The sequence below is a fragment of the Pedobacter terrae genome, assembly GCF_900100705.1.
GTDB lineage: Bacteria > Bacteroidota > Bacteroidia > Sphingobacteriales > Sphingobacteriaceae > Pedobacter > Pedobacter terrae.
On sequence record NZ_FNCH01000005.1, the window covers coordinates 203,987 to 217,719 of the forward strand.

Genomic DNA, 13,733 nt, shown 5'->3' on the forward strand with positions numbered 1-13,733 from the left:
AGGTCGAGGGGGAAACCCGCTGCCTTCTACCTATCTGCCTTTTGCCTTAAAATGGGTATAATCTCAGCAAGTTGGACGCAACAGAAATTGCAATACCAAAAAGCACCCCTTTGAGCAAGGCAAATATAGGCTTTAAAATGAAATGTTTTGATTGAAATGTGAAGAGTTGTCAACTTTCTTACCGTTGGCTATGAAAGTTGACCACTCTTAAATCTATTTAGAACAGGCCTAATTGCCCTTTATCATCAATATCGATATCATCTGGATTGGTGATTTCGAAATCTACCTTTTTAACGGTTTTTTCGGCTGTTTCGGGCTTATCCCCGGTCTTAACATCTTCTTTTTTAACTTTTTCAGTTTCTGATTTCGGTTTTTCTGTTGCAGGTTTTTCTACTGCAACAGGCTTTTCTTTTGTCTCTGGCTTATCAACATTGACGATGGGCGCTTCTGCACGTTCAAACTTTGGTTTTGGCGGCGTTGCAACAGGCTCATTAATTACGGTTGGTTCAGTTACTGCATTATCGGCTTCTGGTTCTTCATTCGCAGCTTCTTCTTCAGGTATTGACTCGCCATCGCCATTTTCTTCTTCCGAAGTGGTTCCTTCTGCTTCTTCAACAACTATTTCCGGCTCTTCCAATACCACTTTCTGAACATCATGCGGCGATAACCTATTGCCGTTCGCCTTCAATCCTTTAACATCAATTAGTTCTGCCAGGGTCAAGTCTAATGTTTCAGGAATTTGTGTTTTGCCTTTTAACACATCAACAATAACTTTTGCTGCCGGATTTGAAGTCAGGTATAGCAACTTCGATTTCTGCTCTTCACTGATAAAAATGGTTTTTTTGCCATTAGCTTGCAGTTCGAATACAAAACGTTTGATAAAATAGTTTTGCGCTTTCCCTTCAAAATGTACTGCAGCAAAAATCTGTTCAGGATTAAACTTCTGGATCAAGATTAATCCATCATCAAAGTGATTACTTAGTTCGAAAGAGCTTAATTCATAATATCCATCTTTATGTACCTGTAAAATACGATCATCGCCATCAAATTCACCGAGGTACTTACCACGACCATCAACATTCAGGCGTTTTAACAAATCATCGTACCAAATTTTTAGTCCTGATAAGGTAGAAACACCTTTACTCTTCAGAATAATTTTTTTAACCGGATATTTGGATACGATATTTCCTTGCGATCCCCGTCCTTTAATGGCCACTTCGGCAAAATCAAGATCAAACTGCAGCTTACGCAATTTAGAATGCGGCTTTAAGGATACATTTATCACTTCGGCCTCTCCGTTTGGATTAGCGGTAAAGTATAAAACCTTCGATCCTTTTGATCCCTTGGTTAAATCATATTCCTTATCGCGTGTAACCCCAACTACGGCAAACCTTTTAATGTATGAAGTACCGCTTGCTCCATCTTTATAAACCATGTTATAAATGGTACGCTCGTCGTTTTTCTTGAATACCTGCACATGGATAATGCCTTTACCCACAAAAGTTTTATCGGCCACTTTGGTAATCATGCATTTTCCATCCTCACGGAAAACGATTATTTCATCAATGTCTGAACAATCGGCCACAAATTCATCCTTACGTAAGCCTGAGCCCACAAAACCATCGTCACGGTTTACATATAGTTTTACGTTGGCCAGGGCAACTTTAGATGCCTCAACCCGATCGAACAAACGGATTTCGGTTTTACGTTCACGTCCTTTTCCGTATTTATCTTTCAGTTTCTGGTACCAGGCAATGGCGTAATCGGTAAGATGTTTCAGGTGATTTTTAACAACTTTAATCTCATCTTCCAGGTTTTTCATCTGCTCATCGGCTTTTTTCACATCAAAACGCGTGATGCTACTCATCGGCTTATCAATCAGCTTCTTAAAGTCTTCAGGTAATATTTCGCGGTAAAGCGATGGTTTAAACGGATCGAATAAAACGTGTAAAACCTCAACTACGGTTTCAAAATTGGATGAGTTTTCATATTCAGGATTTTTGTACATACCCTCCTGAATAAATATTTTAAGCAATGAACTAAAGAAGATTTTCTCCTGTAATTCGTGCAGACGGATTTCGAGTTCTTTCTTAAGTAAACTCTTGGTGTGTCTGGTATTTTCGATCAGGATATCGTTCACACTTAGAAAAAGTGGCTTATCACCCTGAATAATACAGGTATTGGGTGAGATCGATACTTCACAGGCCGTAAAGGCATAAAGCGCATCAATGGTTACATCGGGCGATATACCAGGTGCCAGATGCACTACAATTTCTACATTGGCCGCCGTGTTATCTTCAATCTTCTTGATCTTGATTTTGCCCTTATCGTTCGCCGATAAAATACTATCAATCACAGAGCCTGTTGTGGTACTGAAGGGTACCTCTGTGATGACCAGCGTTTTCTTATCCTTCTCGGTTATTTTGGCACGCACACGGATTTTACCGCCACGCTGACCTTCGTTATAGTTCGAAAAATCGGCCATACCACCCGTAAAAAAATCGGGTAGGATATTTGGGCGTACATCGCGCAATGCTTCTATCGATGCATCAAGCAATTCAATAAAATTATGCGGCATTACCTTGGTAGCCAAACCTACCGCAATACCTTCTGCACCTTGTGCAAGCAACAAAGGAAATTTAACCGGTAAAGTAATCGGTTCATTGTTACGCCCGTCATAACTTAACTGCCATTCGGTAGTATCAGGATTGAATACTACTTCGTTGGCAAATTTTGATAAACGCGCCTCAATATACCTTGGCGCTGCAGCGCTGTCGCCAGTAACCGGATCGCCCCAATTACCCTGCATGTCGATCAATAAATCCTTTTGCCCAATCTGCACCATCGCATCGCCAATGGAAGCATCACCATGCGGATGGTATTTCATGGTGTTACCAATTACGTTTGCGGCTTTATTGAAACGCCCGTCATCCATCTCTTTAAGAGAGTGCATAATGCGTCGTTGAACGGGCTTTAAACCATCATTGATATGCGGAACTGCCCTATCGAGAATTACATAAGACGCATAATCGAGAAACCAGTTTTCGTATAAACCGTTGATTGGGGTTATGGTATGTTTGTGCTCTTCGTTTACGTTTTGATCTAATTCTTCACTCATTTATTTACAGAAATTGGCAGCCGTAAATATAATAAAAATGATGGCACAGCGTGAAGAGAGGTTATTCACATTTTGCAAAGCGCATCTATCCCATCGACTGATGCCTCACCTACCGAAGTTCAGACTTGCTTGTTGATTTTGGAAAGCAGGGTTCTGTAAGTTCTATTTATCTATCGGCTGATGTCTCACCTGCAGAAATCTAAATATATTTTATTGATTTGGAAAGCAGGGTTCTGTAAGTATTATGAAGTGTTAATCCGGCTTTCCGATACGATCTTTTTTTGCCCATGCCATACACCCGGCCCCAAAAAAAGGATCTCCTCTTCAATCCGGTTTAGAAAAGTAGGGTTGTACTACTATTTAAGGTTGCATGGCGCATAAAAACCATCACAATTGACATTCTTAAAAGTTAAACTGTTGAGCTTATATTACCTTAAATATCCTATGTGGTAAAAGTAAAGCAAATAAAAGATCCTTCTACCCATCGGCTGGTGTCTTATCTATTGGCTGGTGTCTCACCTGCTGAAATTTAAATGTATTTTATTGATTTGGAAAGCAGGGTCTGTAGGTTTTGTTATTGTTACTTCCGGCTTTCCGATACGATCTTTTTACCTACAGCCCACCCCACCCAAAAAAGGATCTTCTCTGCAATCCGGTTTAGAAAAAAGGTTTTGTGGAACTATTTAGGGTGGCATAGTGCATAGAAAAATCGGTCGTCATTGCAAGAAGGAACGACGAAGCAATGTTTAATGCCTTTGTGCCCCTACTTTAATGATTGCTTCACCCGATGAAAATCGGTTTCGCAATGACAATCTCCATATCCATTATTCCTCCCCCAACAGCACACCTGAAACATTCCAGGCACTGGAGCTGCCACCCTCAGGTTTTCCCATGGGTATAGTTACTTTTATGGTATGTGTACCAGCCTTTAAATCACCTAAACTAATCCAATTTGGGTTAGTAACCATACCCGGACACCAATTAGAACGGCTTAAATCTGATGAAGAAAGTCCATTTTCAAAATTACCTGAGGCTGGGTTTGATAAACGGTATGATCCGCAATCCTGTCGCCATGGCGTGAAAGCAAAAGCTTTTTTTTCATCTAACCAAATCGTATTTTTCCGTGGCACAAACTCATCGCCATTGCTCCAGCCGCCATGTCCGGTGGTAATATAACGCAGTTTCGCATCCTTTACATCTTTTGTTAAAGTAAAAGAAACTTCCAAACCTTTTTCGCTGCTAAACATGGTGGCATATTCTTGTCCGGCCATTTCCATTACATTAGTCGAATTAAATAAAGGTAAAACCACATTCTTAGTTTCTTTTGACCGATCCCCGTTATGCAGGGTAATATTTAATGAAACCTGATGTCCACCTTTATCATAATTACCAATAAAAACAGCTACCCAGGCTTCTTTTCCGTTCACTAAAGGAAATAACTCCGAAACATCCTGACGGTAATAAACTTTCTCCGCCCAGTTTTTATCCTTTAATTTTAAGGTATTGTATTTACCCACGCCGAAAGGGGTAAAAAAGCGCATTAATTCAATTACCGGATTATAATCTGCCATAGCTACCACACCCTGATACTGTTTCCCGTTCCCATTATCATAAACAGGTAGCGCCTTAACCGAATTTTTGAGCGCATCCATCAAACTGATCTTTTTATCAGTTGGGATAATAAATACCGAACCTGTCCTGTCGTAAGCATCACCATTTGATTGTTCCGTTAAGTCGACAAATACATTTGGATTGGTTAATTGAGGAAATTTAACTTTTCTTGCGATTACGGTTCCGCCTGCAAAGCGAAAAATAGAATCGTTTGATTGAGGTTTATCAATAAAATTAATCGTTTCTTTATTAAAAACATTTAAAGTGGTAAATCTACTTTTCCAAAGCAAATCTTTATAAGTTAATCCATCGGTAAGCTTAGCGCTTATTCTTTGTATATCTACCGGCTGCGCTTTTTTAACTTCTTCAATTTTCGTAGCCGTGATATAACTATTCCCGTTGCGAACCTGTTCTAAAACCAGCCCTAAACTTTGCCCTAAACTCGTTGGTGCAGCTTTTATACCAGCGCTAGTCGTATACCATAAATCGATACGGTTAGAATTTACCACCGTTGTTGCTTTTTTACAAGTGTAGCCTAAAATTACTTTTGTTTCCTGGCCAAATTTAAATACCTGCTTAGCAATTGAAGTGCTATCGGCAGTGGCGATCTGATTATTAAGTGCTAAATCGGACACCTGAAATAAAATTTGCCCGGGCTTTGTTACAATTGTCTGTTCGTAAGGATATTTTGCCTTATGATCAAGAACGGACGCATTACTGATTAAGTTCTGCTTTGCAGAAGCAATAACCACTGCTGGGTTTCGATCTTCTTTTGGTTTTCCATCAGCCGAGCGGAAATAAGTTATTTTGTAAACGGCATTACCCTTAAGTAAACCCTGCGCATGCAGGTTAAAAGATATAAAAGCAAAGAAAATCAGGGTGTAGAGGTATTTCATTGTAGTTAAAAAACCAAATATAGAGAATAGTTTATATAGTGTAGGTTAGTGCGGCACCAACCGATAGACTAAGGTAGAAATCGTCATCTCCAAGCAACGCGGAGTGGAGAGATCTAACAAGATAGATTTCTCCATTCCGCTCGAAATGTCAACAATCCAGAGAAGAAATACTTCTGCGACTATCGCTCCAACCTATCCTCAACAAAAGCAAAGGGTATTAAACTCTTTACACTAGGCACTTTTAAAACTTCTCCATTTAAACAATAAAAAATTACCTCAATCGGTGCATTTTGTTTACGCTCAAATTCTACCATTACCTGTAAGCAGCCTCCGCAAGAAGTTACTGGCTTTAAAATCTCAAAATTATCGGTCTGCGCAGTAATCGCCATGCTTTCTATCACGGCGTCAGGATAAGTAGAGCCAATACTAAAAAGCGCAACACGCTCTGCACAAAGCCCTGATGGATAGGCTAAATTTTCCTGGTTGCTGCCCAAAACAATTTCGCCCGAGGCCAGTCTGATAGCTGTACCCACCCTGAATTTAGAATAGGGAGAATAAGAAGTACGGAGCGCCTGTTCTGAACGTTCGCAAAGCGTTCTATCGGGTAAGGTTAATTCTGAAATATCGGCATACCGTTCAAAAGTTATATTAAGATTTATTGAATTCATTTTGAAGTAATTATATAACCGCCATTGTTAAATTTTTATGGCGGGCGAACAATTTAGTTTATTTTTTGTATTATTTAGTAAACCTGCCTTAAAATTAATTTTACTGGCATGCTTCAAGCATTTATCAAAATACCAAACACGCTTAGCTTTGAATAAATACGTACGCAAAAGTCTTAAAATTTTATTGTGGGTAATTGCCTCCATCATCATCCTGGTGGTTAGTGTAGCCCTGTCCCTAAATATTCCAGCTGTTCAAAATTTTGTCAAAGGGAAAGCCATCAACTATCTTAAAAACAAAACTAAAACGGAAGTGAGTTTGGAAAGCATCAAAATTGCTTTGCCCAAAGATGTGGTTTTGAACAAATTCTACATCGAAGACCGAAAAGGCGACACCTTATTATATGCCGAAAAACTTGCGGTAGACATTAGTTTATTTAAGCTGTTAAAAAACACGGTCGAAATCAATAACATTGAACTAAAAAATGTGCGTGCCAATGTGAAGCGCATTACTCCAGATACCACCTTCAATTTTTCTTTCCTGGTTGATGCTTTTGCAAGCGACCAGAAAAAACCAGAAGAGAAAGTAAAAAAGGATACCACTTCTACGCTAAAATTCTCTGTTGATAAAGTTTCTTTCGAAGATATTGGCATTAATTACCGGGATGATGTTGCCGGTAATGATGTGAAATTATATTTAGGTGCTTTTAAAACCAAAATCAAAGATTTCGACCTGGCCAATCAGCACTATATTATTAAAGAGTTAAGCCTGGTGAATACTTCGTTGCGTTACTTACAGCAAAAACCATTGGTTAAATTGGCGCAGCATATTACCAACAGCGTAGATAGTACTGAAAAAAAACAGGGTAAACTCCCATTAATTGAAGTGCAGAATTTTGTTTTCAGCAATGTAAAGGTTAACTACGACGATCAGATTTCGACTACCAAAGCAGTTGCTGATGTAAACGATCTGGGACTGGTAAACCTTAAAGTGGATTTAACTAACAGTAAATATTCGGTAGATGATGCCCATTTAAACAAATCCAATATTCTTTTCGCCTTTAAGCCTGCTGCAAGTAACAATTTAGAGAAAGTTAAAGATACTGTCGTTGCCGAAAAATCGCCTTTGGGTTTAATCATCAAAAATATCAGTTTAGCCGATAACGCTGTACAATTCGATAACCTGGGCGCAAAACCTGCTCCTAAAGGCATGGACTTTAACCACCTAAAAATAAATCAATTAAACTTAGGTGCCAGCGATATAAGCTATAGTGCAGCAGGAATAAAAGCCAATGTTAAAAATGGCTCATTAAAGGAAAAAAGTGGCTTTGTTCTGGATGAATTACGTGGCGATGCAGTGTACAATGATAAACAGATCAAGCTGAGCAATTTCATCCTGAAAACACCAAATACTGCCATTGAGAACGCTACGGAGTTAAATTTTACCTCAATGGAGGATTTGACCAAACATCCTGAACGTGTAAAATTGAATATTGCCCTTAAAAATACCACTATTGGCTTAAAAGATGCCGGATACTTTAGTAATGCTGTACCAGCAAATTATCGTAACGAAAAAATAAAAATCAATGCTGATGTTAATGGCTATCTGAACGACCTGAATATTCCTAAACTGCAAATTAGCGGCTTAAAAAATACACAGATTGATATCAGTGGAAAAGCAAAAGGTTTACCTGATGTTAAAAAAACCTTTCTCGATTTAAACATCAAAAAACTCCATGTTACCAAAGGTGATATTTTAGTGGCGGTGCCTAAAAAATCGCTTCCACCTTCAATTGAGCTGCCAAACGTAATTGATGCGAAAGGTAATTTTCAAGGTTCAATGACCGATTTTAACACCAACCTGAATATTAATACCGATATGGGTGGCGCTGTGGTAGTTGCGAGCATGAATGGCCCTAAAGGTAAAGAAAGTTATAAGGCAGATGTCAGTTTAAATAACTTCAACGTAGGCAGGTTGTTAAAAATGCAACCTAAATTAGGCCGCGTTTCAGTTAAGGCCAATGTGGCGGGTAAAGGGCTTGATCCTAAAAAAATAAATGCAAGGTTTAATGCCAAAGTATTAAATGCTTATTACAATAAATACACCTACCGCAATTTAGTTCTTGCAGGTGATTACAGCAACCAGCGCATCAACATCAAAAGTAGCATGCCCGATAGCAATGCCAACTTTAATTTAAATGCGAAAGTAAATCTTGCAGGTAAATATCCATCGATAAAAGCCGATCTGAATTTAAAACAGGTAAACCTTCAGGCTTTAAACTTTAGTCCAACGCTTTTGAGTGCTGCCGGAGTAGTTAAAGTAGACCTGGCTACTGCCGATGCTGATTATTTGAACGGATCGGTTGATGTTACCAGATTACAACTCGTAAAAGATAAACAAAGAATTAGTGTTGATACGATTTCGATCCGTGCAAAATCTACCGCAACCGAAAACGAGCTCACACTTAAATCGGAAATACTTTCCGCAAAAATCGACGGAAAATACCAGCTTACAAAAGTGGGCAGTGCAATCATTAACGAAATCAATAAATATTATGCGTTTGGTACGGTTACAAAGGTTCCCGATCAGCGTTTAAGATTTTTTGTTCAGATTTATGATTCTAAATTATTAAAGAACTTTGTGCCTGAATTAACGGTATTTAAACCATCTCAGTTTTACGGATTGATTGATACGCAAAAAGATAGCCTGCAGATTAAAGGTAATTTTCCTCAGATAGTTTATGGAGATTTTAAAGTAGACACCACGGTTTTAAACATCAATAACGATAACAATAAATTAGACTACAGTTTAACTGTTAAAGCTCTTCAAAGTCCATCTGTTGCGCTTTTCAATACCGAAGTAAGTGGCGATGCTGACAATAACAATTTAGGTGTTAACATTTTCTTGCGGGATAGGCAGAAAAAAGACAAATATGTTATTGGCGGTAATTTCCAATCGATCAATAAAGACTTTAAATTCTCTTTAGATCCGCAGAAACTATTGCTCGATTATCAAAAATGGGTGGTTTCGCAAGATAACTATATCCAGTTCGGTGCGTCCGGCATATTGGTTAATCAGTTTCAGATCAGCAACAATGGGCAGTCATTATCCATCAACAGCAATCCTACTCAACCCAATGCACCTTTAGCTGTCGCATTTAAAGATTTCCAACTGGAAACCTTAACTAAATTTGCCGAAACCGATACGACTTTGGTTGGTGGCCGTTTAAACGGAACCGCAAATGTTAAAGATTTGGCCAGCTCACCAAAATTTGAAGCAAATCTAACCGTCGATCAGTTGCGTTACCAGAAAGATCAGCTGGGTACCTTACGTTTAGCAGTAAACAACAATACTGAAAATGCCTTCGAGGTAAATGTAGCCTTAACTGGTGTACATGAACTAAGGGTAAATGGATTTTATTATACCGCACCGAAAAGTGCTTTAGATCTTACCGTGAATATCGATAAGATTGAAATGAAAAATATTGAGAGTTTATCTGCAGGTCAGCTTAAAAACGGAACAGGTACCCTAACAGGTGCACTAAGTGTTAAAGGGGAATTAACCGCGCCAAAAATATTAGGCGATTTAACTTTCAACAACGCAGGGATCAGAGTGGCATACGTAAATTCATATTTCCGCTTGCCTAACGAGAAGATTTCTTTTACAAATGAGGGAATCAGTTTTAATAATTTTACGCTGATCGATTCCTTAAATCAGAAAGCCATCATTGATGGAAAAGTTTACACCAGTAATTTCAAAGATTACCGTTTCGGTTTAGACATCAAAATGAACAACTTCAGGGCAATCAATTCGACCGCAGCGGATAATGACCTCATTTATGGAACAGTATTTTTAACCAGCGATATTAAAGTGCGTGGCGATTTGAACCAGCCTGATGTGAACATGAACGTTAAGGTTAACAAAGGCACAAAATTCTTCTTTGCCTTGCCGTCAAACGATCCTTCAGTTATAGATCAGGAAGGGATTGTGCAGTTTATTGATGCTGATGCGCCACCATTTAATGGTCAGAAGGCATTAAAGGTAGATAGTGTTAGTAAATCCGCCATGAAAGGGATTAACCTGGTTGCAGCCATCACCATCGATCCTGAAGCAGAACTGAATGTGGTGGTAGATCCATCAAATGGCGATGCCCTGAATATCAAAGGTGAAGCTGATCTTAACGCAACGATGGATCCCAGCGGTAAAATCAGCTTAACAGGCCGATACGAAATTATCGATGGTTCTTACAACCTATCGGTTGGTCCGCTTGGCAAAAAAGCTTTTAAACTGGTTAAAGGAAGTACCATTGTGTGGACCGGTGAACCTACCTCGGCGAATGTAAATTTAACTGCATTATATGAGGTGAATGCGGCACCTATCGACCTGATCAATGAACCGGATAATATCCAGGCCAAAACTAAATTGCCTTTCCAGGTTTATTTAATGATGAAAGGGGAGCTATTAAAACCGATCATTTCATTCAAACTTGATTTGCCAGAAAACGAACGAGGGGCATTAAATGGAACGGTTTACACCAAATTAATCAACGTAAACCGCGATGAGAGTGAATTAAACAAACAGGTTTTTGCCCTGTTGGCATTGAACAGATTTATCGCCAATAATCCTTTCCAAAGTTTGGCAGGCGGTGGCGGCGGGGTTTCTACCCTGGCAAGATCGAGTGTGAGTAAATTATTAACGGAACAGTTAAATAACCTGGCTTCCGATCTAATTCAGGGTGTAGAATTGAATTTTGGCGTAAATTCGTCAGAAGATTATTCTACCGGATCACTTCAGCAGAAAACTGATCTCGAAATTGGTTTATCTAAAAAATTATTAAATGATAGGCTAACAGTAACAGTAGGTAGCTCTTTTGCATTGGAAGGGCCGCAGGCACCAGGCGAAAAATCGACAGATATCGGCGGAAACGTAAACGTTGAATATGCTTTATCAGCCGATGGAAGATATAGATTAAGGGCTTACCGACGCAACCAAAACGACGTAATTGTACAGGGACAGATTATCGAAACCGGTTTGGGTTTCACCCTCGTAGTAGATTACAATAAATTCAGAGAGATTTTCCAGAAAAAACGCAACAGAAGAAACATTGAACAAAAACCTAAAAATGAGACAACTAATTAGACCAATTTTATTTGTACTGGCCTGCTTAGTTTGGGCTGCGTGTAGCTCTACCAAATCCTTAAAGCCTGGCCAACATTTATATACAGGTGCTGAAGTAAAGATCAATCCGGATTCATCAGGCAAAATTGATGATGAAAAACAGGTGAAGCGCGATTTAGAAAGCAAAACAAGGCCGCGCCCCAATAGTTCTATTTTAGGCATAAAGTTTAAACTTGGTATTTATAACCTGGCTGGAGAACCCAAAAAACCGAAAGGTTTTAGAAATTGGTTACGCAAGCAGGGAGAAGCCCCTGTACTTCTTAACGAAGTTAAATTGAAATATAATAATGATGTGCTGACCAGCTATCTAATTAGCGAAGGTTATTTACAGGCCACTGTTACCGGCGATACAGTAGTGAAAGATAAAAAAGGTAAAGCCGTTTATACTGCAGAGACTGGTAACCGATATAAAATCAATAAAGTTACTTTCCCGCCTGACACCGGGGCTTTAACCAAAATCATTAATCAGAATAAAAATAAAACTTTAATAAAGGCAGGCGATTATTACGACCTCGACAATTATAAAAATGAGCGCATCAGGATCGATAATGACCTTAAAGAAAAGGGTTATTTTTATTTCAGTCCGGATTACCTGATTATGCAGGTTGATAGCACCATTGGTAAGAACCTGGTAAATGTAACTATTAAAGTTAAAGACATTGCACCTTATGCCGGATTAAAACCTTACACCATTAAAGATATCAACATTTATCCAAGCTATAGTCTGCGCAGAGATACTATATTAAGAAAGCTAAAACCGCTTGAATATCACGATTTCAGTATTTATGATGATCGCAATACTTTTAAACCAAGGTTATTTGATCGTTTGGTTTTCTTTCAAAAGGGCGAACGTTACAACCGTAAAGATCATAATCAATCGTTAAACAGAATGGTAAATATCGGCGCTTTCAGGGATGTAAGGGCTGAATTTTTACCAGTTGATAGTTTTAAAAATAATGAGTTAGACCTAAATATTTACCTTACCCCATTAAAGAAAAACTCTTTAAGCTTTTCGGTTACAGGTACAAGTAAATCGAACAATTTTGTGGGATCAGAAGTAAAAGTTACCCAAACCACCAGAAATCTGTTCAGAGGTGCCGAGCAATTAGATGTTAGTGTTAGCGGTGGTTTCGAAACACAGGTTAGGGGAACGTCTTTAGGCCGCAACTCCTTATCATTTACAGCTGAAGGAAAACTAACCTTCCCAAGGTTTATTGTACCATTTTACAAGCCTAACAGTACAACTGCCTTTATCCCAAAAACTATTGCATCGCTTTCTTATCAGATGCTTAACCGTGGGTCAGAATACACCTTACATGCCATAAAAGGTGAATATGGCTACAATTTTAAGGAAAACCAGTACAAAGAGCATAACTTCAACCCCATCTCAGTGAGTTATATTTCAACAGGTTTTCCAGATTCTAATAGAAGGGATAGCTTATTTAGAGTAAATCCATTGTTAAGAAGCACTCTTGAAAACCAATTCATTATTGGTAGTAATTACAACTTTACCTATACCAACCAGATGGAAACCAATCGACGTAACAATGTTTATTTTTACGGTGGTTTAGAAACTGGTGGTAATGTTTGGGGATTATTTACACCAACAAACGATAAAGGACAAAAAACTTTATTTAATACACCATTAACTCAATTTATCCGGGCAGAGGCCGATTTAAGAGATTATTATAAAATTAACCGCAACCTGATCTGGGCAAACCGATTAAATTTGGGTTATGGTTACGCTTATGGCAATAGTACATCATTACCATTTGTAAGACAGTTTTTTGCTGGTGGTAGTAACGATATCAGGGCCTTTCCGGCACGTACCTTAGGTCCGGGTACGTATAAAGTTCCTGATAACGCAATTTTTGCCGATCAGGGTGGTGATATCAAGTTAATGCTTAATTCAGAACTTCGGTTTAAGCTTGTGAGTGTGCTTTACGGCGCCTTGTTTGTAGATGCCGGAAATATCTGGCTCAGGAAAGAAGATCTTGGAGAGCCAGGTAAGCCAGAAACGGCCAGACTGGGATCAGGCTTTAAATTAAAAAATGCTTTTAATGAATTAGCGGTAGGTACAGGCGCCGGTTTACGTGTAGATGCAACAATCTTTGTAGTGCGTTTAGATGTGGCCTTCCCGGTGCGCAAACCGTATCTGCCTGAAGGACAAAGATGGGTATTTGATGATATTGCCTTTGGCAACAAAGATTGGCGCAGACAGAATTTAATTTTTAACATAGGCATAGGCTATCCGTTTTAATTTT

Annotated in this window: 5 protein-coding genes; 2 read left to right on the forward strand and 3 right to left on the reverse strand. The window is 38.8% G+C overall.

Annotation, left to right across the window (positions count from 1 at the left end):
- Nucleotides 1-217: 217 nt before the first annotated feature.
- From BLR60_RS08870 to BLR60_RS08880, 3 genes are all read right to left on the reverse strand, one after another.
- Nucleotides 218-3,118 (reverse strand): DNA gyrase/topoisomerase IV subunit A, encoded by a 2,901-nt coding sequence (locus BLR60_RS08870; protein WP_090498894.1) that lies wholly within the window; start codon nt 3,116-3,118, stop codon nt 218-220.
- Nucleotides 3,119-3,942: 824 nt separating this feature from the next.
- On the reverse strand, nt 3,943-5,625 hold the full coding sequence (locus BLR60_RS08875; RefSeq protein ID WP_090498896.1) for a PNGase F N-terminal domain-containing protein: 1,683 nt from the start codon (nt 5,623-5,625) through the stop codon (nt 3,943-3,945).
- Between the two features lie 179 nt (nt 5,626-5,804).
- Complete coding sequence (locus tag BLR60_RS08880) at nt 5,805-6,293, reverse strand: cytidine deaminase (protein WP_090498898.1); 489 nt, start codon at nt 6,291-6,293, stop codon at nt 5,805-5,807.
- A gap of 148 nt (nt 6,294-6,441) precedes the next feature.
- Between BLR60_RS08880 and BLR60_RS08885 the strand changes: the two genes are divergently transcribed.
- On the forward strand, nt 6,442-11,430 hold the full coding sequence (locus BLR60_RS08885; protein WP_090499012.1) for a translocation/assembly module TamB domain-containing protein: 4,989 nt from the start codon (nt 6,442-6,444) through the stop codon (nt 11,428-11,430).
- Nucleotides 11,414-13,729 (forward strand): translocation and assembly module lipoprotein TamL, encoded by a 2,316-nt coding sequence (gene tamL, locus BLR60_RS08890; RefSeq protein WP_090499010.1) that lies wholly within the window; start codon nt 11,414-11,416, stop codon nt 13,727-13,729. Before BLR60_RS08885 ends, tamL begins: the two co-directional genes overlap by 17 nt.
- Nucleotides 13,730-13,733 lie beyond the last annotated feature (4 nt).